This is a genomic window from Acinetobacter sp. YH12144 (genome assembly GCF_013418345.1).
GTDB classification, from domain to species: domain Bacteria; phylum Pseudomonadota; class Gammaproteobacteria; order Pseudomonadales; family Moraxellaceae; genus Acinetobacter; species Acinetobacter amyesii.
Genome location: NZ_VPCD01000017.1, coordinates 50,583 through 75,616, shown reverse-complemented (window position 1 = coordinate 75,616; position 25,034 = coordinate 50,583). Strand labels below are relative to the sequence as shown.

The window sequence follows — 25,034 nt, the reverse complement described above, 5'->3', positions numbered from 1 at the left end:
AAAATTTATTCAGCGCGAATCCATGTCTGTGTACGACCAATCGCGGAAATCCCCAGATATCCACGTAAATGTAAGCGCTTACCATTGGCAGAAATTTTGCCTTTTAAGCTGTAAATTTTGCCTGCCAAAGGATCAATAATTTTTCCTTGAGAGTAGGTATTTTCACTTTCAAGTTTCAGCCCCTTAAATACATCCATCCCTAAAATAGGCTGGTTGGTATAAGGTGCAGGGCAATTCACACATTTTTCCTTTGGTGTATAACCCGGACGTGGCGTCACTTTGACAATTTTGCCGGTATAGGTGTCTTTGGCATCTTTTCGAATTTCGATCAGTGCTTTAGGCGAACCGGTTTTATCGTCAATTTGTTGCCAAGTCCCTGTAAGATCTTGAGCATAGAGTGCAGAGCTTGTTACTACAGCACCGAATAATGCAGCCCATTTCAAACTTTTTTCGATCATATTAATAATCCTTTATCAATACACTTTGTGAGGGTTTATTGATCATACTAGGTAATATCTGAACTTAGAGCAACTACTCTAAGCATAAATATTTACATTTTATTCGGGAAAGTTGACATGTTGCACAAAAGTGACTTTACCAAAAATGTAACATCCACAGCACATCGTTCAATGTGTTGTGGCGTACCCTTGAATTTATATTAAGTTTATTTTTTATACAAAACAATCATTTAAAAGTGATTGCTCAGTCACATATTTTGTAGATAGAGTATGAAAGTTGGCAACCAGATTGCTGTGAAGACTGCATTTACCGCCATGCCAAATGCTGCATAGCGCCCAGCAATGCTGCCGCGCTGCCAAGCTTGAGCTGTGCCAATCGCATGTGCAGCAAGTCCTAAGGCGAGTCCTGATGCACGTTCATCATGAATATTTTTGAGTATGATGGGTGAAAATGCTGCGCCAATCACCCCTGATAAAATCACAATCAAAATCACCAAAGGAATCGGGGAATGCAGCAGCGTCGCAATGTTGATGGCAATTGGGGTGGTCACTGCCCGTGTAGCAAAAGCCATAATGGTTGGATCTGACAAATGCAATAAATAAGCCAGCCCCATAGGGAGGGCAACGGCACTGATACTGGCAAAGACTAAAATCCCGCCTACGGCTTTTAATGGTAAGTCATCGTAACGCATCGCTGCTAAAGGAATGGCTAGAGCCACCGTGACATAGCCGAGTAAGTTATTGAACAGTGGATTGACCTGTGTCATATAACTTTCATAGGAAATGCCAAACAGATAGAGCATACCAATGACGAAAAACATCCCAATCACAATCACGGGGATTTGCGGTAATTTTTTATTAATGGGTTTTGCTACAAGATAGGCGATCAGGGTAATGATGAATCCAGAGAGGATTGAAAGCATGTTGATTCTCCTTATAGCCATTTCTTAGACATTTTTGCGTAGACCCACAGCGGTATGAGGGTGCTGACAAAGAGAACAATCAAAAATATCGGAATTTCATCGCCTAAATGCATCATCATCAGCAATGAGCCTGCACTAATGGGTAAGAAGGCAAAGGCACTTTCTTTCATGATTTTATTATTGGTGTCGACCAAACTGGCCGGAATTTTGTTGAATTTTCTCCAAAATGAAAGCACGATCAGTAAGCTAATCAGTCCGACGAGATTGCCTAATTCGGGGTGATTGAATTGCTTCATGACCCAGACCGCGCCTTCACGGAAAAGAATAATTAATGCAATAGTGCCTATCCAGGCTTTCCAGTCGATGCGCTTGATCCAGTCCATTTTTGTCTTTCGTTAAAATTATACAAATCAAGTTTTAACCGATTTAATCTTTAATTTCAAATTCTTCAAGAGGACGTTGGAATTGTTGCGCACGTGTTCCCAAAATTTCATCAATGGGTAAATGCGCCTGTTTAATCAGTTGTTCTAACTTATGCGGCGCAATGATGACATGCAAAATTAAGTTGCCTTGTTCATCATAACTTTCATTTTGGATCACATTGAGCGCATACAGTTGTGTTCTTAATTTACCATAAGCCGGTTTTAGATGGACTTCAAAGCTTTGAATTTGTCCCATTAAACATTCTTGAACCGCTTGGCGTAATAAGGGTAAACCTTTACCACTATGCGCAGAGACATAAACACGTTCCGGCTGATGTGGCTTGCCATAGATGATTTTAGGATCTTCGCCACTGACATCAATTTTGTTATAAACGCGCAGAATCGGAACATCGACACCAATTTCTTTCAGTACTTTTTCGACAGCCTCAATTTGTTCCATCATGTCCGGACTGCTGGAGTCAATGATATGTAACAATAAGGTCGCCTCTAACGTTTCTTCTAAGGTGGCTTTAAACGACTCGACTAATGAGTGCGATAAATTACGCACAAACCCTACAGTATCGGCGAGCACCAAGTTGCCGATACCATCCCAATGTAGACGGCGTAGGGTCGGATCAAGTGTCGCAAACAGTTGGTCTGCTGCATAGACATCGCTTTTCGCTAAATTATTAAATAAGGTCGATTTACCCGCATTAGTATAACCCACCAATGAAACAGTTGGAACAGCGGCTTTTTGACGTGCCACACGGCCTTGCATACGTGTTTGGCGGACTTTCTCAAGTTTCGCTTTGAGTTGTCCCATACGGAGCTTGAGTAGACGACGGTCTGTTTCCAGCAGAGTTTCGCCAGGGCCACGTAAGCCAATTCCGCCTTTTTGGCTATCGAGATCGCCACGACTACGAATCAGTCGTGAAGCCATATGTTGTAATTGGGCCAATTCAACTTGCAATTTACCTTCATAGGTACGTGCGCGTTGGGCAAAAATATCTAAAATTAGTTCTGTGCGATCGACCACACGACATCGCATGATGCGTTCTAGATTACGTGCTTGGGCAGGGGTGAGGGCATGGTCAAAAATGACCAATTCGGCTTCATGTTCTGCAACCACTTCGGCAATTTCTTCAGCTTTCCCTGAGCCAATAAATAATTTGGCATCAGGTTTAATACGTTGAGCATGCACATGTTGCAGAATATTGGCACCTGCAGATTGAGCCAGTAAGTGGAATTCTTCGGCATCAAGGTCTGCGAGCATTTGTACTGCCACGCTGACTAAAATTACGCGTTCACCGCTCGCTTGATGTTGATTTAAATTTTCCACTCAGCACACACTCCTGTTTAAAGATTCATTTTAGGCGAAAATGGAGTGCGAGGGTTAATCTAAGTGAGGGATTAATGGCTAAGCTGCTATATGACCTGCTGTTCAATTAGAGAAAGCTTAGTGCCAGTAAAAAAAGCACACTCATATATATCAGTGAAAAACCAGCAATGGCTTTTAAAGCTTGCCATGACGAAATAGAAGGATTGTCCGAATGTGAGTGATTCATAATACATAACCTTTAAAACCGATATAAAAATGATATTTGATTTTTAAAAACGATTAAAATAGGAAAATATTATCTTCGACTTCGGTTTTTATGATCAATGCAAAAAAACTGTCTTCGGTATATGATGATGAAAATTTACGCCAAATTGTGGCACCGTGTCATTTTAGTGAACCGTTTATGAATCAACCTCAAATCGTCAATACACCGCAAATTAATGTGTTTTCAAAATTTTATTTGTATTGTAAAAAAGTCGGTGCAGCAGCTGTTGCCGTGACGCAGGGTTTTTATTTGGTTTATCGTCATCAATTGTATAAAGACCCGAATAACCCGCAAAATACTCGCTATGTGCAGTATTTTTGTCGCAAGTTATGCAAAGTATTCAACCTTGAAGTCAAAGTGCATGGTGAAATTCCACGACAACCAGCCCTTTGGGTAAGTAATCATATTTCATGGTTAGACGTGGCAGTTTTAGGTTCTGGCGCACGTGTATTCTTTTTGGCGAAAGCTGAAATTGAAAAATGGCCAGTGCTGGGTAATTTGGCGAAAGGCGGTGGCACCTTATTTATTAAGCGTGGCTCTGGCGACTCGATTAAAATTAAAGAACAAATTACGGGCTTCTTAAAACAAGATACGCCGGTACTCTTTTTCCCAGAAGCCACCACTTCAGATGGCAGCAAAATTAAAAAAATTCATGGTCGTATTTTAGGTGCGGCGATTGAAGCCGAACGCCCAGTCCAAATTTGTTTAATTTGCTATGTAAATCAAGATGGTGAACTAGACAATATTGCACCCTATGTCGGAGACATTAGCTTTGATCGACATGTCAAAAATGTCTTAGAAATGCCGAATGTCACCGCGCATCTGATGACATTGCCCGCAATTGATTCGGCAGGTCATACTGTTGACAGTCTGACACAAGAAGTGCAGCAAAAAATGAATCAGGGATTAGCAGAGCTTCAAGCTAAAGTTCTTAAAGCGCCAGTTCCAGTTGAAGCTAAATAATTTAATGATACAGGCTGCAGGGGATGCCTTTGCAGCACAATCCTTACATAAAGCCTTCGAGCGGCAACCAAGAGATAAATTTCACCCCCGCTTTTTGCCACCACTTGATTTTCGGTTCACGTGGATAAATACGCGTTTGACCATTTGACAGCTTAATTTTCCAATTGATCTGTTGGTCTGCATTGAGCACTAACTTATAGGCATATTTACTTAAATTTTCATCCATGGTGTAGTGGACGGCTTTGGCTAAACGCGGACTATTTAGTAATACCCCAATTTCAGTATTTAAATATGCTGAACGTGGATCAAAGTTAAATGAGCCGATAAAGACTTGTTTTTCATCAATTGCCATCAGTTTGGCATGCAGGCTTGAACGGCTTAAACCTTTTAGACTAACTTTAGATTTTTCCGCCAACTCTTTGGTATTGGTGTTGAGGTTTTCTGCATCAGGTCTAGAGAGAAATTCATAGAGTTGAACGTCGTGTTCCAAGAGATCTTGACGATATTTGCTATAAAAAGCATGAACCAATGGTACGTCATTGGCCTGGAATGAGTTGGTCAAGACTCTGACTTTTACGCCATCTGCACGAAGGTTTTTTAGGCGTTCAGCCCCTTTTTTTTCTGGGACAAAGTAGGCTGAAACGATATCGACACTTTGTTCCGGTTTATCTAAACGGTTGAGGAGCTGAAAGTTGAGGTGCTCTTCTTTTTTGGCTTTAGATTTGATTTTGCTCGGGGAATCTTTGACCACTTCGGCTTTGACCCAATCAAATTGGATTTTATTGTTGAGCCAATCATCAAAGGCATGTGAACGGTTAGCTAAGTCCAAATAATTGACCACAGTGGCTTCTTGGTTATAGTCATCGAGTTGTTGTTTGAGACTGTCAAAGCGCAAACTATAGTGGCGTGGATTGACCAATTGACGTACTGGAAAGGCATAATCATCATTCCAATATTCGTCAAAAGAATGGATGATTTCATCGGATGCCGCACCGACCAACATGACGTCGACATCGGAAAATTGATAGTTATCACTGACGTTATAGTATTGGTTACTCATATTGCGACCACCAATCAGAGCAATTTGATTGTCTGCAATAAAGCTTTTGTTGTGCATACGACGGTTGATGCGTTTTAGATCCAGTACCATATCGACAGGGCGGAAATGTCGGAAGCGGTACGGGTTATACAGTTTGACATCAATATTGGCATGTTGGTCGAGTGCCATATAAATGCCTTCCATTTTTTTGGCATTGTTGTCATCGACCAATAAACGAATTTTCACCCCACGATCTGCAGCTTTGATCATGGCATGCAGGGCCAAAGCACCAATTTTGTCGTTATCCCAAATATAGTATTGTAGATCTAAACTTTTTTCGGCTTTATTGATCAGTTCGATTCGAGCCGCTAAGGCTTCTAATGGGTCATATAGAACATGATAACCAGTTAAGTTAGGATTTTGTTCCCGTAACGGCAGCACAATTTTAGCAAGGCTAGTATCGTCAGTGGGAGTATTAAAGGCATATTCCACAGGTTGAGTTTGCTGTTTAGGCAAGGTACTACATGCAGATAAAGTCACAACAAGGCTACAACTCAGCAAAACCACCTTAGTGTGGTTATGTATGAAGGACAAATTTTGCTGTTTCAGTGTAGCTGAGTTCATACTGTTAGACATACTAAAAAATTTGATTTGAGTATAAGTGTCAGCTGTGAAAAGATAAATATAGTGACCGAGTTTTCTCGTTAGGCAAATTGTAGAGCAAATGTATGTGGGAATTAGATTCCGTAGTGATGTATTTTTATATCGGGTTGGCTGTGCTGGGCGTTTGGGCAATATCCCAAGCTTGGTTAAGCCAGTCGCGCACGGAAACGATTCATCCGTTTAAAGCCTTCGTACATTTGTTGGCGTTTTATCTCTCGTATTTACTTATCCCTTTATTCTTCTTTAGCTTTTATGCAGGCTGGAGTGGCTATTATTCACTACATGAAGCGATTTTTGTCGGTGCTGTTACGGGGCTTTTGTGCTATGCCCGATTTATCGAGCCGCACATGATTCAGGTGAAAAAATGTCAATATCAATTGCATGAAACACGACAATTATTAAAGCCTGTACGCATTGCCTTAATTGGTGATTTACACATTGGTTTATTTTCAGGTCATGAACGTCAGTTAAAAATGATCGTCGATAAAATCAATGCGCAAAATCCTGATTTGGTCGTGGTTGCAGGGGATTGGACTTACGAGCCAGAAAATAAGTTAGCTGAAGAATTGGCTGTACTGAAAAAAATTATTGCTCCAATTTATTCGGTGAATGGTAATCATGATGAGCAATATCCCGGTCCGCCTATTCAAGCGCTGTTAAAACATGCATTAGAAAGTAATCATGTGGTGGATATCGAAGGGCAAGTGGTTGAGTTTAATGAGTTTCGTTTATTAGGTGTTGGGGATTTGTGGGCAGGTAAAGCCGATATGCGCTATTTGCCAGAATTGCCACAAGATAAGCCTTGGATCATTTTGTCGCATAATCCAGATACCGTCGATATGGTACCTAAACTTCCCGGACGACCATTGATGTTGTCGGGTCATACCCATGGCGGGCAGGTACAACTGCCTTGGTTGACCGATTATGTAATGAAAAAAGTGTCGATTTTAGGCCATAAAAAAGGGCTATATCAGCATGACAATGCAGATGTCTTTGTCACTGTTGGTACGGGCATGGTTGGGGTACCTTTCCGTTTTCTTGTGCCACCGACCATTGATATTATCGAGTTGGTTTAATCAAAAACTACCGTTCATTATCGCTAAACGGTTTGGTGAATGTTCTTCTTGATGTAGAGCTACAGGCCTTGTTTGGTTAATAAAATTGAATCGTGCCATTCATTTGCTGTTTGAAATTAAGTGAATGACCGTGTCTTGGAACAGATGATGTGTATTGCTCAGTTGGATCTAAGCTGCATTCATGAATAAAATCGAAGTGATGTCAACTATAGAGTAGCTAATCAGGTCATTGACTCCATTTGAGACATAAAAAAGCCAGCAATAGGTGCTGGCTTTTTTATTATGTGCAGATTAAACCTGATTATTCACATCATCATTTTTGGTTTCGCGAATCATTAAGAACGCGATCAATGAAAGGATTGATGCCGCAGTTAGGTAGTAACCTACTGCATATAAACCATAGCCAGTTGCAAGTTTAGTTGCGATCAGTGGTGCGAAAGATGCACCAAAAATACCTGCCATGTTAAAGGTTAAAGCTGAACCTGTGTAACGTACAGACGTTGGGAAGATTTCAGACAATACTGTACCAATTGGACCATAGGTTAAACCCATGATCGCAAGACCGATACATAGGAATAAGAACACCATCGCAGTACTGCCAGACTCAAGCATGCTTGAGAAGACTAAGCCAAACAATGCAGATACAACACATACCGCAATCGAAGTCGTTTTACGACCAAATTTTTCAGCAAATACAGCAGAAAGTGGAATGAAGGCAGCAAAACAAAGTGTGGCAACCAGTTGAAGTTTTAAAAATTCTTCACGTGTGTAACCAAGCTGGGTTGTACCCCATTGTAAAGCGAATACTGTGGTTAAGTAGAACACTACAAATGTACAAATCGCGGCAATCGTACCGAGAATTAACATCCCCCAGTGCTTAGTGATCACTTCTTTGAACGGAATATTTACTTCTTTTTGCTTATCCAATACTTTTTGGAACGCTGGTGTTTCATGTAATTTTAAACGAATCCACAGACCGACAATAACCAATAGCGCACTTGCAATGAATGGAATACGCCAACCCCATTGCATAAACTCAGCTTCAGACATGAAGTGACCTAAGGTCAAGAATGAGCCTGTTGCAAGAATAAAGCCGATTGGCGCACCTAATTGAGGGAACATACCATACCAAGCACGTTTGCCTTCTGGCGCATTTTCAGTTGCAAGTAGCACGGCACCTGACCATTCACCACCTAAACCCAGACCTTGACCTAAGCGACAAAGTGCAAGCATGAGCGGAGCAGCGATACCAATTTGAGCATAGGTTGGAAGCAAGCCGATACATACTGTAGAAATCCCCATGGTGAGGAGAGCGGCAACTAATGTGGCTTTACGACCGATACGGTCACCTAAATGGCCAAAGAATGCTGCACCAATCGGGCGAGCAATAAAGGCAATCGCAAACGTTGCTAGAGATTGAATCGTTGCGGTTGTTGGATCTGTACTTGCAGGGAAGAACAGATGCGGGAAGATAATTACAGCCGCAGTTGCATAGATGTAGAAATCGAAGAATTCGATTGTGGTACCTACAAGACTTGCTGTAAGTACGCGGAATTTTGAATTTGTTGGTTGCTGTTCAGTGGCAGCAGCACTTGAAGACGCCATGGTGGACCTTACACTTACTAAAAATAATTGAACTTAGTTTTAAAAGCGTAATCTTTTTAAAAAAGGCGTAATTTCTTAAAAAAATACGAAATACCAACTTACGGACTGCGGAATTAGGGTCACTAAAGAATGCAGTGTCAGTGGGTTATATCACGTAGAGATAAATCGACAGGAAATGTGATCCTGCACCTATCAATACAAAAATATGCCAGATAGCGTGTGTATATCTTACCTTTTTTAAGGCATAAAACAATGCACCGATTGTATAAGATAGCCCGCCAATGATCAGGTAGGTTAAAGCTTGATCAGATAAAAAGCGTTGCATATCATCCATTACCAGTACTGCAAGCCATCCCATCACCAAATAAGCAATCAACGAAATCTTTTGAAAACGATGAATGAAAATTAATTTGAATAGTGTTCCAATAGCGGCAATAACCCACAGTGCAATGAGTAAATAATGCGCTTTTGCGGTAGGCAGTGCGATTGCCAGAAACGGGGTATAAGTACCTGCAATTAAATAATAGATTGCGGTATGGTCGAGTTTTTTGTACCAACCACGGCGCTCAGGAGATTCTGCGAAGTGATATAGACTCGAGGCTGAAAACAATAACAGCATACTGAATGCATACACCCAAAGTGCAAGCCATTGTCCAGTTTGAAGGTATGATCCTTTTAAAATCAATAGGATACCTGCAATGACAGACAACGCTGCACCGAAAGCATGGGTATAGAAATTCAGTCTTTCTTCAGCTGGGTCATAAGCTAAAAGGTGGGGAGCATTCATAACGTATCTTTTATAATAATTTAAATATACAAGTGTATAGTAATTCAATTTTGCTTTTGGTGTAAGAAGATTTAAAATTGTTTTGCAAATTTATCTAGGTTTATATTATGTCATCTTTGGCTTCTCCCTCTACGCAAGAGCAGCAATTTTTAGCAGCCTTTCAGCAAGCCATTGAAACACAGCGTTTTGATCGCATGATCTTGAGTCAGTATAAAGGTGAATTAGAGCAATTAGAAAAAATGACCTTGCGAGTCATTTCGCTGCAAGGTGAGTCATTTCTCAGCTGTTTATATCGTTACAAAACTCAAGATATCACCAAAAATTATCCAATCGCATCTGCATATCAACAAGTCGAAAGTTTATTGAGTTGTTGTAAGCAAGCCAACCTGATGACCTTAGATGAAGAAATTCAGCTTAAGAAAAATAAAAAGAAAGCCATGCTAAGCATTAGCAAAAAGCAGCCTGCTTTAGGGAAAAATCCTACGGAGCAGCAAGGGCATGATCGAGCAAAACATCGCTATGTCGATCAAGACAGTTTCTTTCTACAGCCATTGGGCATTACGGATGCCAAAGCACAAATTATTCCGAGCATGGCGCGTAAATGGAAACAAATTAATAAATTTGTAGAAATTTTTTTCAGGTGCTTTAAGTCAGATCAAAGAGACCGATCAATCTCTACATGTCGTGGATTTTGGTTCAGGTAAAGGCTATCTGACTTTTGCACTATATGATTATTTAGCAAAACACCAGCAAGTGCCTAAAGTGACAGGGGTTGAGCTGAATCCGAAAATGGTGGAATTTTGCCAAAGCGTTGCGCAGCAGTCGAATTTTAGCAAACTCGATTTTTTCCAAGGCGATGTGCGTACATATGCGCCTGAGCGCTTAGATGTCATGATTGCGCTGCACGCCTGTGATGTGGCAACGGACTTTGCGATTCATACCGGTATTCGATTAAATGCGCAAATGATCATGTGTGCGCCGTGTTGTCATAAAGAACTGCGTCCGCAATTGAAAGCGCCGCAAGTACTTGCACCGATGTTGCAATTTGGCATTCATGCCGGCCAGCAAGCAGAAATGCTAACCGACACGATTCGTGCACTTTTATTGAAAGCATATGGTTATGAAACCAAAGTCTTTGAATTTGTGGCACTTGAACATACCAGTAAAAATAAAATGATCTTGGCAACCAAACGTGCAGACTATGTCGAACCTGATCAAGCGGTATTGGCGCAGATCCAAGCTTTAAAAGACATGTATGGCATTCAAAAGCATTCGTTAGAATTATTGTTGAATGATCAATGGGACCAGCAAGATATTGGCTGTAAATGCTAAAGGATGAAGGGATGCAGCAGTTAAATATTCAATTTGGTCCGTGGGAGCAACTGGCATCTGCAGCTCGGCCGATACGTGAACAGGTCTTTATTTTAGAACAGCAGATATCGCCCGAAGATGAATGGGATGCAGAAGATGCGATTTCACTGCATTTTATTGTTCATGATGGGATGAAAGCTATTGCAACTGCACGTTTGTTGAAAAATAACAGTATAGGTCGTGTTGCTGTTTTAAAGGCTCATCGCGGTCAGGGTATTGGTAAAATCTTGATGCAAGCTATCATCGAACAAGCGAAATTAGAGCAACGTGAATATTTAAAACTATCATCACAAGTGCATGCTATACCGTTTTATGCAGCTTTAGGTTTTGTTGTTGAAGGTGATGAATATTTAGATTGTGGTATTCCGCATCAAGATATGTATATGGCTTTGGCTTAAATACGTAAAATTGGACAGCTATAAATAAAAAACGCTTAATATTTTAAGCGTTTTTTATTTGCATAGATTGGGTCAAAGCTTAGTTACCATGATCATTCGATGGAGTAGGTTCAGGGCTCATGTCATCCATATGTGCATGTTGTTCTTCGGTCATATGCATATCTGCTGCAGTCGGCGCAGAAGCTTCACGAGCTGCTTGATCAGCTTGCGCCTTTTTCAACGCTTCTTCTGACATCACAGGGGCATTTTTAAATGCATGCTGTTGAGTATTGTCTTTTTTCTGTTGGCTCGGCATATAGTCTGGTTCATTGGTCACAGCAAGCCAGAAAATACCCATGAATAGCGCACCTAAAATACAGAAGATAATCAGTGCTTTCCAGCCCCATGGTGATTTTTCAGGAGAAGTATGATCTGTCATAACAAGCTACTCAATCGGATAAAAAGAAATCAAAAAACTTGTTACTTTATAACATAAAACAGATGAGAGTTCGCGTAAAATCTAGACTTGTTTGCAAACACGCGAATGCGAAGGAAAATTAAAAGGAGCCGAAGCTCCTTTTGATGTGATTGAACAGCAAAATTTGCATGCTCAAAATGAATAATTAAATCTTCTCAGCTTTCGCCACTTTGTCTTTCAGCAATTGCGGTGCTTTGAAGCGTTCGCCATATTTTGCTTCTAGTGTATTGGCACGAAGTAACGCTTTTTCCAAACCATATTGATTTAAAAATTGAAGTGCACCACCTGTCCAAGGGGCAAAACCAATCCCGAAGATTGAACCGACATTACCATCTACTGTTGATTCAAGTACGCCTTCTTCTAGGCAGCGCAGCGTATCGAGCGACTGTACAAATAGGAAGCGGTCAATCATTTCCTGTTCAGAAATAGCATTATCTTTCTGCCATTTACTCAAGCCTTCCCAGAGGTGCTTTTTACCGCCTTCAGGATATTCATAAAAACCTGCACCCGCAGCTTTACCTTTACGGCCAAACTCATGAATCATTGTCTGAATCACCTCATCCGCACCTGAGCGAGGCAGGTCTTTGCCTTCAGCTTGCAAGGCTTTACGTGTCTCGGCCGCGACATGTTCAGAGAGTGTTAAAGACACTTCATCTTGAATGGCCAATGGACCTACAGGCATGCCGGCTTTTAGCGCTGCCATTTCAATGCGGGCAGGGTGTACGCCTTCAGACAGTAGACGTAAACCTTCTTGTACAAAAGTGCCAAAGACACGGCTGGTAAAGAAGCCGCGACTGTCATTCACCACAATTGGTGTTTTGCCAATTTGCTGTACATAGTCATAGGCTTTGGCTAAGGTTTCAGCTGACGTGTTTTTACCTTTAATTATTTCGACCAATTGCATTTTATCGACAGGGCTAAAGAAATGCAGACCGATAAATTTAGCTTGATCTTGAGATGCATTGGCTAAGCCTGAAATTGGCAAGGTTGAGGTATTGGATGCAAAAATACCGCCATCTGCCAAATAGGTTTCTGTTTCTTGCGTCACTTTGGCTTTCAATTCGACATTTTCAAATACAGCTTCAATGATCAAGTCGCAGCCTTGTAAGTCGGCAGCATCTGCAGTGGCCTGAATCAGGCCTAAAACTTGATCTCGTTTTTCTACACTTAAACGGCCGTGATAAACTTTTTTATCTAGCAGTTTTTGGCTATAGGCTTTGCCTTTTTCAGCAGCTTCAACAGAAACATCTTTGAGTACAACTGCAATGCCTTTTGATGCTGTGGCATAAGCGATGCCTGCACCCATCATGCCTGCGCCTAAAATACCAACTTTGGTGGCTTGCCATTTCGCGACGTCTTTTGGACGGCTTGCACCTGATTTGATAGCATTTAGACCATGCCAGAAGGTGCCGATCATGTTTTTAGAAATTTGACCGGTTGCAAGGTAAGTAAAATAACGTGATTCAATCGTGAGCGCCGTATCGACATCGACTTGAGCGCTTTCAACCGCAGCCGACATAATGGCTTCGGGTGCAGGGTAACAGCCCTTGGTTTTGTCACGCAGCATAGCAGGGGCAATGGCGAGCATTTGCGCCACAGCAGGAGTCGATGGCGTACCACCCGGAATTTTATAGCCTTTTACATCATAGGGCTGTTGTGATTTTGGATTGGCTTTGACCCACGCAATGGCTTTGTCCATCAATTCTTCAAGGCTATCTGCAGTGTCTTGAATCAGCCCCAATGATTTGGCTTTTTCGACACCAATTTGTTTGCCTTCCATCAAGAGCGGAAATGCATTTTGCAGACCCAATAAACGTACCATACGTACAATACCGCCACCACCCGGCAGTAAACCTAAGGTTACTTCAGGTAAGCCAAATTTTGCCTTAGCATCATTAAGGGCGATTCGATAATGACAGCCAAGAGCTAACTCCCAGCCACCGCCAAGCGCTGTACCATTTAAGGCTGCTACAACAGGAATGCCACGGGTTTCGATATAACGCAGTTTGGCTTTCATCTCTTCAATCATATTGAAGAATTCTGTCGCATGCTCAGGTGTAGCTTGAATCAGTTCGTCTAAGTCGCCACCGGCAAAGAAGGTTTTTTTTGCGGAACGGAAAATAATCCCTGCAATATTTTCATCTGCTTGCAGTTTGTCTACCGTTTCAGCCAGTGCAGCACGGAAGTCTGCATTCATGGTGTTGGCAGATTGGTTTGGAGAATCTAAAGTTAAAATGACGATATTGTCGGCATTTTTTTCAAATTGAATTGCGCTCATTTTAGTCTCCTTATACCAACTCAATAATCGTTGCGATACCCATACCGCCACCGACACACAAGGTCGCTAAACCGCGTTTTTTACCTTGGCGTTCTAGTTCATCCATCAGGGTGCCTAAAATCATGGCGCCTGTTGCACCCAGCGGATGTCCTAATGCAATTGCACCGCCATTCACATTGACTTTGGTAGGATCAACCTTGAGTTCGGTAATAAAACGCATCACGACTGCTGCAAAAGCTTCGTTCACTTCAAATAGGTCAATATCATCAATGGTTAAGTTAGCTTTGGCTAAGGCTTTACGTGCAGCAGGTGCAGGGCCAGTCAGCATAATGGTTGGGTCTGCACCCACCAATGCAGTGGCAAGCACTTTGGCACGCGGTTTTAGGCCTTGTTCTTTGATCGCTTTTTCAGAGGCAAGCAATACTACGGCAGCACCATCAACGATGCCAGATGAATTCCCTGCATGGTGTACATGGTTGACTGCGCCGACTTCAGGATATTTTTGCAAGGCAATGGCATCAAAGCCCATTTGTCCCATCATGGCAAAACTTGGGTTGAGCTTGCCTAAGCCTTCTGCTGTGGTCGTTGGTTTAATAAATTCATCTTTGGCTAAAACTGTCACGCCTGCTTTGTCTTTAACAGGAACGACAGATTGGTCAAAATAACCATTGGCTTGAGCTGCTGCGGCTTTTTGCTGAGAGTTGGCTGCAAAGGCATCCACATCTGCTCGGCTGTAACCGTCAATGGTGGCAATTAAATCGGCTCCAATGCCTTGTGGAATAAAGTCACAGGCCATATTGGTTTCAGGGTCAAGCGCCCAAGGACCGCCATCTGAGCCCATCGGCATACGAGACATCGACTCTACACCGCCAGCCACCACAAGGTCTTCCCAGCCAGAGCGGACCTTTTGCGCTGCCATATTCACAGCTTCTAAACCTGATGCACAAAAACGGTTGATTTGAACGCCTGCTACATCATTGTCCCAACCTGCTGCAATGGCTGCGGTTTTGGCAATGTCTGCGCCTTGGTCACCAATTGGAGTTACACAGCCCAGTACAATGTCGTCTACTGCAGCGGTGTCAAATTGATGGCGGTTTTGCAATTCGTTCAATAAACCGGTCAGTAGGCTGATGGGTTTAACGGCATGCAGTGAACCGTCTTTTTTTCCTTTGCCGCGCGGTGTGCGAATGGCATCAATGATGTAAGCCTCGCTCATAATCCTGTCCCTATGATCTATAAATTTTTATTGGTTTTTTGAGTGTACGGATTAATCAAGCCGGTGCAATGATGAGAACGGGCGAGTCGTTTGATATTTTTGGTCAACGCTTGCTGCTGAATAAGATAAAAATCAACCTGCACATTGAAAGCGAGGATCGGTTAAGATCAGTTGCTATCGATTCAGTACATATTGAAGATCTGCTTATGCATAAAAATGTGAAGCGAGTGTTGAAAGGTCTGGCTTGGCTTGTTTTTGCAGGCTGCTTAGGTTTTGTATGCTTGATCGGTTTTTATATTTATATGATCTATGGCATTCATCCTTCAGATGAAGGGACTGGCGGCTTAGCCTGTGAGTATGATCGAAATGATCATGTGACCAAGGCAGAAATGTATCGGATACAGGATGGCAAACGAGTGATTACGCCTGTCGATCCATTGCTTTGTCAAAAACAACGCGCAGATTTTCCGAAATAAAAAACCTGATCGAGATCAGGTTTTAGAGAATGCTAGTTTTGAATGATGCTTAGTGATAACCATGTAATTGGCGGTATAGGCCTGGTGTTACACCGGTCCACTTTTTAAATGCACGGTGGAAAGTACTGGTTTCACTAAAGCCGACTTGCTGTGCAACATCTTCAAGCGTTAAGTCTGGATTAAGCAATAAGTGAATTGCAGCATCTCGACGTAAGGCATCTTTCACACCTTGGTAGCTCTTACCTTCAGCGGCTAAACGACGACGAAGTGTTTGTGGCGATAGATACAGCATTGAAGCAACATCGTTCAAGGTTGGCATTTCTTCGCCAATTTGACTCTTCAGCACATCACGGATACGAGACGTTAATGAATTGGTATTTTTAAATTTAACCAATAACTGTGCAGGAGCCGCTTTTAAGAATTCTTCAAGCGTTTCTTCGTTTTGACGAATGGGTAAATCTAAATAATCCGCTGCAAATGTAATTTCAGTTCGTGGTGTATCAAACTGCATGACAGGTGCAAAAAACAAGGCATCATATTCGTCAGCATGTTCAGGACGTTCATAACCGAAGTGTACGCGTTCTAAAGGCAGACGACGTTCAATCAACCAAGAAGCGAGACCATGCCAAATCATCAGCATACTTTCTGTAATGAAATGGTCTGGGTCCATAGATTTTGGAATTTGAGGAACTAAACGTGCTTCGTGTTTATCACGTTCTAGTGTCACTGACCATTCATCACCAAACAGTTTGTAGAACTGCGAAGACAATTCAAGTGCATCACCAAGGGTTTTTGCATGAATAATCAATTGGCACATAATGGCAAAAGTACCCAAGCGGCGCGGTTGAATATCAAAACCGACATGTTCGTCTTGGGTCACCATCCACAACATTTTAATAAAACGTGTGTATTGTTCAGGTGAAATACGGGCTTTGGGTTGGCGTAGAAGTTCAGCCTCAATGCCAACATGAGACAATAAAGTTTCGACATCCATGCCGAGACGTTTCACACCAGTTAAGGCTGCGTTGACGAAATGGATACTGATCGTATCACGACTCATGTTTAATCCTTCAGTCTCTTTAATGTTCACAAATGTTTGACCTAAATGACGCTAAAAAAAGAAATCATGGCAATTTACAACAGCGGTTTTGCCATTTTTACATGGTAAATTGCCGAAACTATCAAGGTAAATGGCTGAACATGACATTGTTTTAATCATTTTATATTTCTACCATGGATAAAAAATCTACACAATTAGAGAAAAATATCCATGGAAGCAGCTTTAAAAGGATTGAAAGTACTCGACTTTTCGACATTACTCCCAGGGCCATTTGCGACCTTGTATTTGGCTGACATGGGTGCGGAAGTTGTGCATATTGAGTCACCGACGCGTCCCGATCTAGTTCGTTTGATGCCACCTTATGCCAATGGGCAAGCCACAGCGCATAGTTATTTAAATCGCAATAAACAATCCATCGCATTGGATTTAAAAGATCCGAAAAGTATTGAATTGATCAAAGCCAAAATTTCAGATTTTGATATTGTGGTAGAACAATTTCGTCCAGGTGTCATGCAACGCTTGGGTTTGGATTATGCAGTTTTGGCCGAAATTAATCCGCGACTTATTTATTGCTCGATTACGGGTTATGGTCAAACTGGGCACTACAAAGACCGTGCAGGGCATGACATCAACTACTTGGCTTTATCGGGTATTTCAGGTCATAGCGGACGTCAAGATAGTGGCCCGCCACCGATGGGGATTCAAATCGCCGATGTGGCAGGCGGATCAATGCATGCGATTACTGGCATCTTAGCTGCGGTGATTGAGCGTTACCGTAGCGGCTTAGGACAATATATTGATATTTCCATGACCGATTGCGCTGTCGCATTGAACAATATGGCTGCAGCTGGCGTATTGGCTGCCAATGCGGTAACCGCGGCAGAGACGGCACATCTGAATGGCGGAAGTTTCTATGACTATTATCGAACCCAAGATGGTCGTTATCTGTCTATAGGTGGTTTGGAGCCACAGTTTTTACATGGATTGGCGCAAATTCTAGATTTACCCGCTTTAGCAACGCAAGGCATGTCATTTGATCCGCAAGACCAGACTGAAATTAAGCATGCAATTGCCCGAAAAATACTAACCAAAACATGGGCTGAGTGGAAAAAGATTTTTGCCTCTCAAGATGTCTGTGTGGAACCAGTTTTAAGTTTGGACGAAGCTCTAAATTCACAATTGGCCCAAGAGCGGCATTGGTGTGTTGAAGTTCCGCTACAAGAAGGCGACACAATGACACAAACTCAACTGGCATGTCCGATTAAATTTTCTAGATCAGCATTGATTTATACCCATGTGGGTAAAACTTTAGGTGCGGATAATTGGTTATGAAAGGTATAAAAAAAGGTGATAAGTTAAACAATAAAACCTTTTAAAATCTCTTAATTAGATAAACATCTATGTAAATATTGAGAGTTGTTAACAAAAAAATAAATAAATTATACAAATGTGAGATTATTATATGAGCTATTAACACAATTGGTATATAGGTCTCCAAATGAAAATAGCTGTGAGTAAACTTGGATCTTTATATCTTAGCCTCGGCATAATGCTTGCGGGTTCAGCAACCCAAGCGGCAACTACTGCAGATGCTTTCAGTTCTGAAAGCCCATGGATGTTCGGTGATTGGAACGGTCAACGAACAGCGCTTCAACAGAAAGGTTACGATTTTAGTTTTAGTTATGGTGGCGAATTAGCCACTTTGTTAGATGCAAAGCATGCTTCTGGTCATGGCACTGAATATGCGGACCAATTCGCGATCGGGGCACATCTCGATTTAGAAAAAATTGCGGGTTGGAAAGATACCGAAGCGCAAATCAATATCACTGAACGTAATGGTCGTTCATTGTCTCAAACTTCAGATGCATTAAATGGTCATTTAAGTGCAACACAAGAAGTGTGGGGTCGTGGTCAAACTTGGCGTTTGACTGATTTTTGGATCAAGAAAAAATTCTTAGATCAAAAATTAGATATTAAAGTCGGTCGTTTCGGTGAAGGTGAAGATTTCAACAGCTTTGACTGTGACTTTCAAAACTTAGCACTTTGTGGTTCACAAGTGGGTAACTGGGTCGGTGACCAATGGTACAACTGGCCAGTCAGCCAATGGGCTGCTCGCGTGAAATATAACATTCAGCCTGAACTCTACGCACAAGTCGGGGTTTATGAATACAACCCTGAAAATCTAAAACGTGGTAAAGGTTGGAACTTGAGTACTGATGGTTCTAAAGGTGCGATTATTCCTGCTGAAGTGGTGTGGACGCCAAAAGTGGGGACACAAAAGCTACCGGGTGAATACCGTGCAGGTTACTACTACAGTACCGCTGATGCCGATGTCATTGATAGCCCAGTAAATGAAAAAGATCACCATCAAGGTGGTTGGATTGTGGCGAAACAACAACTGACAGCACACAAAGACGATGCTTCACGTGGCTTAAGCGGTTTTGTGAATGTCACCGTGCATGACTCAGACACCAACAATGTGAGTGATATGCAAAACATTGGCTTGGTCTACAAAGGTGCATTCGATGCACGTCCTCAGGATGAAATTGCGATTGGTTTAGGTCGTATCAGCATTAATGATGACCTCAATGATGGTCGTAGTGAAGAATACGATGCCGAAATTTATTACGGCATCCATGCAACAAACTGGTTAACTATTCGTCCTAATATTCAATATATCCGTCACGTCGGTGCTTACAAAAATGGTGAGAATGCGTGGGTTGGCGGTATCAAATTTCAAACAGCATTTTAATTGATGTCCAATTAGAGTTCTTATAAAAGCACTTCGGTAATTCTGAGAAAAATTACGATATTTCCCCTTGAATTGTTTTTGTAACAACTTCTCTTTGCGACATAAAAACGGTGGTGTGTTGAATGTGTTTCACGCACCAAATACAACATTCGACAATAGAGGTGGTCAACATGAGCAACCCATCTACCGGAACTGGGATGCGAACATTTACCGTCGTTGTGATGGCAATTTTCGCCTTAGTTCTATTGATTGGTGGTATCTGGCTGGCAGTCCTTGGCGGTTCTTGGTACTACATTATCGCCGGCCTGTTAATGCTGGCTTCAGCAATATACTTAAGAAAAATTCAAAACAGTTCTTTATACATTTATGCAGCGTTGATGCTGGGTACAGTGATTTGGGGACTTTGGGAGGCAGGTTCTGACTTTTGGGCACTTGCACCGCGTTTTGATATTTTAGGCTTATTGGGCCTTTGGTTACTGATTCCTGCCGTGACACGCGGTATGGAAAATGGCAAAACTGCGAAAATTACATTATCAGGCACACTGGTGATTGCGATTATCGTGATGATCTATTCAATTTTTAATGATCCGCAAGAAATTCACGGTGAAATTAAAAATGCACAACCTCAAACAGCCAAAGCGATTGAGGGTATTGCTCCTGAAGATTGGCCTGCCTATGGTCGTACACAAGGTGGTGTACGTTATTCTCCACTCACCCAAATCAATAGCGACAACGTTAAAGATTTAGAAGTAGCATGGACTTTCCGTACAGGTGAGTTACCAACAGAAAACGACTCAGGTGAAACCACAAACCAAGTCACTCCGATTAAAGTCGGCAATGACATGTTTATGTGTACAACTCACCAACGTTTAATTGCACTTGATCCTGCGACAGGTAAACAAAAATGGGCATTCGATCCTAAACTTAAAGCGGACAATACCTATCAACATTTAACATGTCGTGGTGTGTCTTATTTTGACGCAGCAAATACCACTCAGTTTGCAAAAAGCTTAGAGAACAAACGCTCGACTTCTACTGAATGTCCGCGCAAAGTGATCTTGCCTGTAAATGATGGTCGTTTGGTTGCAGTCAATGCTGACACAGGTAAAGCATGTAGTGATTTTGGTCATAACGGCGAAGTCGATCTACAAAAAGATATGCCTTATCCGTATCCGGGCGGTTATATCCCAACTTCACCTCCAGTGGTTACTGGCACAACCATTGTGATTGGCGGTTCAACAACTGATAACTTCTCGACTAAAGAGCCATCTGGTGTCATCCGTGGTTATGATGTTAATACTGGTGAATTATTGTGGATCTTTGATACAGGGGCGCAAGATCCAAATGCCATGCCAAGTGAAGGTCAAAAATACTCTGTAGCCTCACCGAATGCATGGGCACCTTTAGCATATGACGAAAAACTTGACATCGTTTATGTGCCAACAGGTGTAGGCACACCAGACATTTTTGGTGGTCACCGTACGCCATTAGATGAACGCTATGCAAACTCAATGTTGGCATTAAATGCATCAACAGGTAAATTAATTTGGAATTTCCAAACCACACATCATGATTTGTGGGATATGGATGTACCATCACAACCTTCATTGGCAGATATCAAAGATAAATCAGGTAATATTGTTCCAGCGATCTATGTCTTAACCAAAACAGGTAATGCATTCGTCCTTGACCGTCGTACCGGTAAAGCGATTGTGCCAATCACCGAAAAAGCAGTTCCACAAACTGTAAAACGTGGTCCACAAACTAAAGGTGAGCATTATTCTGCAACTCAACCGTTCTCTGATTTTGATTTAGCACCAAAAGATAAATTAACTGATAAACAAATGTGGGGTGCCACTATGTTTGACCAGTTGATGTGTCGTGTGTATTTCAAATCATTAAACTACGACGGTATTTATACACCACCTTCTGAAAATGGCACATTGGTATTCCCAGGTAACCTTGGGGTATTTGAATGGGGTGGTATGTCGGTGAACCAAGACCGTCAAGTTGCTGTGATGAACCCAATTGGCTTGCCATTTGTGACTAAGTTGATTCCTACAGATCCAAACCGTGAGCAAACTGCGAAAGGTGCGGGTACTGAACAAGGCGTGCAACCGATGTATGGCGTACCTTATGGTGTGGAAATCAAAGCCTTCTTGTCACCACTTGGCTTACCTTGTAAACAACCTTCATGGGGCTTTACTGCAGGTGTAGATTTAAATACACATGAAGTGGTCTGGAAAAAACGTATTGGTACAATTCGTGATAGTTTACCGAAATTGTTCCAATTACCTGCTGTGAAAATTGGTGTACCGGGTCTTGGTGGATCAATCTCGACTGCTGGTAATGTCATGTTTGTAGGCGCAACACAAGATAACTATATCCGTGCAATCAATGTAACGAATGGTGATACTTTGTGGGAAGGTCGTCTACCAGCAGGTGGTCAAGCGACTCCAATGACTTATGAAGCAAATGGTAAACAATATGTTGTGATCATGGCTGGTGGTCATGGTTCATTTGGTACAAAACTTGGTGATTACCTTGTTGCGTATGCTTTACCAGATAAAAAATAAGTGATTTTACATCGCTAAATAAAAAGCCCGATTTATCGGGCTTTTTATTAGCTGAAATTCTTTATGTAAATTTATGCTAAGTAATAGAAAAATAATTCAATATATTAATAAATAAAAAGTAAAGGACCGAAATCCGCTATATCAGTGAAATTGCGACAGTCTTATCAATAAAATCGCTATTAAATATGTAAAAAACGCATTTTCTTGATAGATAAAATCTCGTTATGCTGTGCATTGTTATAATAGAAATTACTAGCTGTACGCCATGTATTTATATACTGATTTTGACCAGCAACTGGTTAATGAACGTGTTGCACAGTTCCGTGATCAAACGGAACGTTATTTAGCAGGTAAATTGACGGAAGATGAATACCGTCCACTGCGTCTTCAAAACGGCCTTTATGTACAACGTTATGCACCGATGCTACGTATTGCAGTACCTTATGGCCTGATGAATTCTAAACAATTACGTAAAATTGCGTCATTGGCTCAGGACTATGACCGTGGTTATGCGCACGTATCTACTCGTCAAAACATTCAGTTTAACTGGCCTGCACTAGAAAATGTGCCTGATATGTTACAAGAGCTCGCATCTGTTCAAATGCATGCGATTCAAACTTCGGGTAACTGTATTCGTAACACCACAACTGACCAATATGCAGGTGTGGTTGCAGGTGAAATTGCTGACCCACGTCCAACGTGTGAATTGATTCGTCAATGGTCAACTTTCCACCCAGAATTCGCTTTCTTGCCACGTAAGTTCAAAATTGCAGTTTCAGCACTGGAAGAAACTGATCGTGCGGCAACGTCTTTCCATGATATCGGTGTGTATATCGTGAAAAATGAAGCAGGCGAGATTGGCTATAAAATCAAAGTTGGTGGTGGTTTAGGCCGTACCCCAGTGATTGGTAGCTTTATTCGTGACTTCTTGCCACGTGAAGATTTGATTGCTTATTTAGAAGCGGTACTTCGTGTATACAACTTACACGGTCGTCGTGATAACAAATATAAAGCACGTATCAAAATTTTGGTGAAAGCATTAACACCAGAAGTATTTGCAGAGAAAGTGGAAGCTGAATTTGCACATACCATCAAAACATTAAAAATCGATGCAGATACCTTGGCGAAAATGGATGAGAACTTCACACCATTTGATTACCAAGATTATGCAGATGAAGATTTTGCAGAGCAATTTGCCGCAGAGCCGAAATTTAAACAATGGTTCAACATCAACACCAATGCACATAAAGTCAAAGGTTATCGCATCGTTACGATTTCTCTGAAACGTGCGGGTATTGCGCCGGGCGATATGACCGTTGAAGAAATGAACCTAATTGCTGACTTAGCTGACAAATATACCTTTGGTGAGTTCCGTACCACACATGAGCAAAACATTGCACTTGTAGATGTACCGCAAAAAGATTTGTTTGATCTATGGAAAATCCTTGATCAACACAATCTTGCACGTGCGCATATCGGTTTCTTAACCGACATCATTTGCTGCCCAGGCGGTGATTTCTGTTCATTGGCGAACGCGAAATCGATTCCAATTTCTGAAGCCATTACACGTCGTTTTGATGATTTAGACACCATTTACAATTTGGGTAAATTGGATCTGAACATCTCTGGCTGTATGAATGCGTGTGGTCACCACCATGTGGGTAACATCGGTATTTTAGGTGTAGACAAAAAGGGTGCTGAGTTCTATCAAATCACTTTGGGTGGTAATGCCGATCATGATGCATCGATTGGTGACATCTTAGGCCCATCATTTGCAGCTGAAGTTGTACCTGACATCATCGAAGAGATCTTAAATACTTATCTAGACCTTCGTACTGAAGGCGAAGAGTTTATTGATACTTACCGCCGTGTTGGCATCCAACCATTTAAGGAGCGTGCATATGCTTAATACAGCACTACAAGTCCTCTCTAAAGATGGCTCGATTGCAGACAATACTTACCAAGTCATTGGTGAAGATGGTGTGTTGCCACAAGGTGACGTGGTTTTAACGGTTGAGCAGTTAGATCAACTTGCGAATGTAACTGGTAAAAAAGCACTTTTCGTAACGGTGGATGCTTCACCTGAAACCAATGAATTCCCGCTTGACCAGTTAGATGCCATTTTCATCGAATTTGCCGGTTTTAATGATGGTCGTGGCTATTCATTTGCTGCATTGTTACGTCGCCAAGGTTTCCAAGGCGAACTACGTGCGACAGGTGATGTATTCAAAGACGTGTTGAACTACATGAAGCGTTCAGGTTTCGATACTTTTGTGGTGAAAGAAGGTAAAGATGTTGCTGAAGCTGCTGCTGGCTTAGGTGATTTTACCAATCCATACCAAGCTTCAACTGCTGTGCCGCAAGCACATTATCAAACAGGTGCTTAAGTACCTTGATTGATTAAAAAAGCCTCCGTTCGGAGGCTTTTTTATTGATCGAAATACTTTTAATGAGTGATTATTCGTTTTCAAGCGAGCAATTGACCATCCATTTAATGCCGAACTGATCGGTAAATGCGCCATACAACGCGCCCCAGAAGGTCTTTTCGAGAGGCATTTCTATAGAGCCGCCTTTGGACAATGCATCAAACAGTCGTTTGACTTCAGCTTGTTCACTGCTTTCTAAATTAATCGAAATATAGTGATTGCTGCCTACGGTAAAAGGTTGGTTGGTTTGTGCACAAAATTGTTCGCTGACATCTGAGGCCATCAGCACTGTAAATTCATTGATTGGCAAGGAAATATGCAGAATCTTTTGCTGATCTGCATCGGATAGTGAAATACCTTCCTCAGCAGGCATATCACCATAACGCATCACATTGAGGAACTCTCCACCAAATACAGAACGATAAAAATTAAATGCTGCCTCGGTATTGCCTTGAAAATTCAAGTAGTGATTGAGCTGCATAAA

At 41.8% G+C, this 25,034-nt stretch carries 21 protein-coding genes and 1 pseudogene; 10 read left to right on the top strand and 12 right to left on the bottom strand.

Annotation, left to right across the window (positions count from 1 at the left end):
* Positions 1-5 precede the first annotated feature (5 nt).
* The 4 genes from FTU79_RS12200 to hflX all read right to left on the bottom strand — a co-directional run bounded on the left by FTU79_RS12200 (position 6) and on the right by hflX (position 3,142).
* The gene (locus FTU79_RS12200; RefSeq protein WP_111884999.1) at positions 6-458 is read right to left on the bottom strand and encodes a DUF2147 domain-containing protein; all 453 of its coding nucleotides are present in this window, start codon (positions 456-458) and stop codon (positions 6-8) included.
* A 248-nt stretch (positions 459-706) separates the two neighbouring features.
* Positions 707-1,381: an LrgB family protein gene (locus tag FTU79_RS12195; protein ID WP_180050323.1), complete on the bottom strand. Its 675-nt coding sequence runs from the start codon at positions 1,379-1,381 to the stop codon at positions 707-709.
* A gap of 11 nt (positions 1,382-1,392) precedes the next feature.
* Positions 1,393-1,764, bottom strand: a complete 372-nt coding sequence (locus FTU79_RS12190) for a hypothetical protein (protein WP_180050320.1) — start codon at positions 1,762-1,764, stop codon at positions 1,393-1,395.
* 43 nt (positions 1,765-1,807) lie between these two features.
* The gene (gene hflX / locus FTU79_RS12185; protein WP_180050317.1) at positions 1,808-3,142 is read right to left on the bottom strand and encodes a ribosome rescue GTPase HflX; all 1,335 of its coding nucleotides are present in this window, start codon (positions 3,140-3,142) and stop codon (positions 1,808-1,810) included.
* Positions 3,143-3,545: 403 nt separating this feature from the next.
* Here hflX and FTU79_RS12180 point away from each other — a divergent pair, with 403 nt between their 5' ends.
* Complete coding sequence (locus FTU79_RS12180) at positions 3,546-4,370, top strand: 1-acyl-sn-glycerol-3-phosphate acyltransferase (RefSeq protein ID WP_180050341.1); 825 nt, start codon at positions 3,546-3,548, stop codon at positions 4,368-4,370.
* Between the two features lie 43 nt (positions 4,371-4,413).
* On the opposite strand, the gene FTU79_RS12175 is transcribed toward FTU79_RS12180, so the two are convergent.
* Positions 4,414-6,033, bottom strand: coding sequence for a phospholipase D family protein (locus tag FTU79_RS12175; RefSeq protein ID WP_306669885.1), 1,620 nt, complete (start codon positions 6,031-6,033; stop codon positions 4,414-4,416).
* Positions 6,034-6,137: 104 nt separating this feature from the next.
* Here FTU79_RS12175 and FTU79_RS12170 point away from each other — a divergent pair, with 104 nt between their 5' ends.
* The gene (locus FTU79_RS12170) at positions 6,138-7,148 is read left to right on the top strand and encodes a metallophosphoesterase (protein WP_180050311.1); all 1,011 of its coding nucleotides are present in this window, start codon (positions 6,138-6,140) and stop codon (positions 7,146-7,148) included.
* A gap of 291 nt (positions 7,149-7,439) precedes the next feature.
* Here FTU79_RS12170 and FTU79_RS12165 read toward each other — a convergent pair whose 3' ends face one another.
* The gene (locus tag FTU79_RS12165) at positions 7,440-8,753 is read right to left on the bottom strand and encodes an MFS transporter (protein WP_111885003.1); all 1,314 of its coding nucleotides are present in this window, start codon (positions 8,751-8,753) and stop codon (positions 7,440-7,442) included.
* Between the two features lie 145 nt (positions 8,754-8,898).
* Entirely contained in the window at positions 8,899-9,540 is a 642-nt protein-coding gene (locus FTU79_RS12160; protein ID WP_180050307.1) for a hemolysin III family protein, read from the bottom strand.
* Positions 9,541-9,647: 107 nt separating this feature from the next.
* Here FTU79_RS12160 and FTU79_RS12155 point away from each other — a divergent pair.
* Positions 9,648-10,872, top strand: a pseudogene (locus tag FTU79_RS12155) (SAM-dependent methyltransferase).
* Positions 10,873-10,883: 11 nt separating this feature from the next.
* Positions 10,884-11,309: a GNAT family N-acetyltransferase gene (locus tag FTU79_RS12150; protein ID WP_257224305.1), complete on the top strand. Its 426-nt coding sequence runs from the start codon at positions 10,884-10,886 to the stop codon at positions 11,307-11,309.
* Between the two features lie 79 nt (positions 11,310-11,388).
* Here FTU79_RS12150 and FTU79_RS12145 read toward each other — a convergent pair whose 3' ends face one another.
* The 3 genes from FTU79_RS12145 to FTU79_RS12135 form a co-directional block, all read right to left on the bottom strand.
* Positions 11,389-11,727, bottom strand: coding sequence for a hypothetical protein (locus tag FTU79_RS12145; protein ID WP_180050301.1), 339 nt, complete (start codon positions 11,725-11,727; stop codon positions 11,389-11,391).
* A gap of 184 nt (positions 11,728-11,911) precedes the next feature.
* Entirely contained in the window at positions 11,912-14,044 is a 2,133-nt protein-coding gene (locus FTU79_RS12140; protein ID WP_180050298.1) for a 3-hydroxyacyl-CoA dehydrogenase NAD-binding domain-containing protein, read from the bottom strand.
* Positions 14,045-14,054: 10 nt separating this feature from the next.
* Positions 14,055-15,260: an acetyl-CoA C-acetyltransferase gene (locus tag FTU79_RS12135; protein WP_180050295.1), complete on the bottom strand. Its 1,206-nt coding sequence runs from the start codon at positions 15,258-15,260 to the stop codon at positions 14,055-14,057.
* Between the two features lie 206 nt (positions 15,261-15,466).
* On the opposite strand from FTU79_RS12135, the gene FTU79_RS12130 reads away from it, so the two are divergent.
* Entirely contained in the window at positions 15,467-15,736 is a 270-nt protein-coding gene (locus FTU79_RS12130) for a hypothetical protein (RefSeq protein WP_180022851.1), read from the top strand.
* 49 nt (positions 15,737-15,785) lie between these two features.
* Here FTU79_RS12130 and FTU79_RS12125 read toward each other — a convergent pair whose 3' ends face one another.
* Positions 15,786-16,796 (bottom strand): AraC family transcriptional regulator, encoded by a 1,011-nt coding sequence (locus FTU79_RS12125; RefSeq protein ID WP_078190094.1) that lies wholly within the window; start codon positions 16,794-16,796, stop codon positions 15,786-15,788.
* A 210-nt stretch (positions 16,797-17,006) separates the two neighbouring features.
* On the opposite strand from FTU79_RS12125, the gene FTU79_RS12120 reads away from it, so the two are divergent.
* From FTU79_RS12120 to FTU79_RS12100, 5 genes are all read left to right on the top strand, one after another.
* Positions 17,007-18,128 (top strand): CaiB/BaiF CoA-transferase family protein, encoded by a 1,122-nt coding sequence (locus tag FTU79_RS12120; RefSeq protein WP_111885009.1) that lies wholly within the window; start codon positions 17,007-17,009, stop codon positions 18,126-18,128.
* 217 nt (positions 18,129-18,345) lie between these two features.
* Complete coding sequence (locus FTU79_RS12115; protein WP_257224307.1) at positions 18,346-19,548, top strand: carbohydrate porin; 1,203 nt, start codon at positions 18,346-18,348, stop codon at positions 19,546-19,548.
* Between the two features lie 170 nt (positions 19,549-19,718).
* On the top strand, positions 19,719-22,124 hold the full coding sequence (locus FTU79_RS12110; protein WP_180050288.1) for a glucose/quinate/shikimate family membrane-bound PQQ-dependent dehydrogenase: 2,406 nt from the start codon (positions 19,719-19,721) through the stop codon (positions 22,122-22,124).
* Positions 22,125-22,389: 265 nt separating this feature from the next.
* Entirely contained in the window at positions 22,390-24,033 is a 1,644-nt protein-coding gene (locus FTU79_RS12105) for a nitrite/sulfite reductase (RefSeq protein WP_180050285.1), read from the top strand.
* Positions 24,026-24,511: a DUF934 domain-containing protein gene (locus FTU79_RS12100; RefSeq protein ID WP_180050282.1), complete on the top strand. Its 486-nt coding sequence runs from the start codon at positions 24,026-24,028 to the stop codon at positions 24,509-24,511. The genes FTU79_RS12105 and FTU79_RS12100 overlap by 8 nt, the downstream gene beginning before the upstream one ends.
* A gap of 70 nt (positions 24,512-24,581) precedes the next feature.
* On the opposite strand, the gene FTU79_RS12095 is transcribed toward FTU79_RS12100, so the two are convergent.
* The gene (locus tag FTU79_RS12095; protein WP_180050279.1) at positions 24,582-25,031 is read right to left on the bottom strand and encodes a VOC family protein; all 450 of its coding nucleotides are present in this window, start codon (positions 25,029-25,031) and stop codon (positions 24,582-24,584) included.
* Positions 25,032-25,034: the final 3 nt, after the last annotated feature.

Excerpts from the sequence above, each read along its gene's own strand:
- FTU79_RS12130 (WP_180022851.1), top strand. The coding sequence starts at position 15,467 with ATGCATAAAAATGTGAAGCGAGTGTTGAAAGGTCTGGCTTGGCTTGTT.
- FTU79_RS12110 (WP_180050288.1), top strand. The coding sequence starts at position 19,719 with ATGAGCAACCCATCTACCGGAACTGGGATGCGAACATTTACCGTCGTT.
- FTU79_RS12095 (WP_180050279.1), bottom strand. The coding sequence starts at position 25,031 with ATGCAGCTCAATCACTACTTGAATTTTCAAGGCAATACCGAGGCAGCA.
- FTU79_RS12115 (WP_257224307.1), top strand. The coding sequence starts at position 18,346 with ATGCTTGCGGGTTCAGCAACCCAAGCGGCAACTACTGCAGATGCTTTC.
- FTU79_RS12150 (WP_257224305.1), top strand. The coding sequence starts at position 10,884 with ATGCAGCAGTTAAATATTCAATTTGGTCCGTGGGAGCAACTGGCATCT.
- FTU79_RS12200 (WP_111884999.1), bottom strand. The coding sequence starts at position 458 with ATGATCGAAAAAAGTTTGAAATGGGCTGCATTATTCGGTGCTGTAGTA.
- FTU79_RS12190 (WP_180050320.1), bottom strand. The coding sequence starts at position 1,764 with ATGGACTGGATCAAGCGCATCGACTGGAAAGCCTGGATAGGCACTATT.
- FTU79_RS12160 (WP_180050307.1), bottom strand. The coding sequence starts at position 9,540 with ATGAATGCTCCCCACCTTTTAGCTTATGACCCAGCTGAAGAAAGACTG.
- FTU79_RS12125 (WP_078190094.1), bottom strand. The coding sequence starts at position 16,796 with ATGAGTCGTGATACGATCAGTATCCATTTCGTCAACGCAGCCTTAACT.
- FTU79_RS12100 (WP_180050282.1), top strand. The coding sequence starts at position 24,026 with ATGCTTAATACAGCACTACAAGTCCTCTCTAAAGATGGCTCGATTGCA.
- FTU79_RS12120 (WP_111885009.1), top strand. The coding sequence starts at position 17,007 with ATGGAAGCAGCTTTAAAAGGATTGAAAGTACTCGACTTTTCGACATTA.
- FTU79_RS12145 (WP_180050301.1), bottom strand. The coding sequence starts at position 11,727 with ATGACAGATCATACTTCTCCTGAAAAATCACCATGGGGCTGGAAAGCA.
- FTU79_RS12180 (WP_180050341.1), top strand. The coding sequence starts at position 3,546 with ATGAATCAACCTCAAATCGTCAATACACCGCAAATTAATGTGTTTTCA.
- FTU79_RS12135 (WP_180050295.1), bottom strand. The coding sequence starts at position 15,260 with ATGAGCGAGGCTTACATCATTGATGCCATTCGCACACCGCGCGGCAAA.
- FTU79_RS12175 (WP_306669885.1), bottom strand. The coding sequence starts at position 6,033 with ATGAACTCAGCTACACTGAAACAGCAAAATTTGTCCTTCATACATAAC.
- FTU79_RS12170 (WP_180050311.1), top strand. The coding sequence starts at position 6,138 with ATGTGGGAATTAGATTCCGTAGTGATGTATTTTTATATCGGGTTGGCT.
- FTU79_RS12140 (WP_180050298.1), bottom strand. The coding sequence starts at position 14,044 with ATGAGCGCAATTCAATTTGAAAAAAATGCCGACAATATCGTCATTTTA.
- FTU79_RS12165 (WP_111885003.1), bottom strand. The coding sequence starts at position 8,753 with ATGGCGTCTTCAAGTGCTGCTGCCACTGAACAGCAACCAACAAATTCA.
- FTU79_RS12195 (WP_180050323.1), bottom strand. The coding sequence starts at position 1,381 with ATGCTTTCAATCCTCTCTGGATTCATCATTACCCTGATCGCCTATCTT.
- FTU79_RS12105 (WP_180050285.1), top strand. The coding sequence starts at position 22,390 with ATGTATTTATATACTGATTTTGACCAGCAACTGGTTAATGAACGTGTT.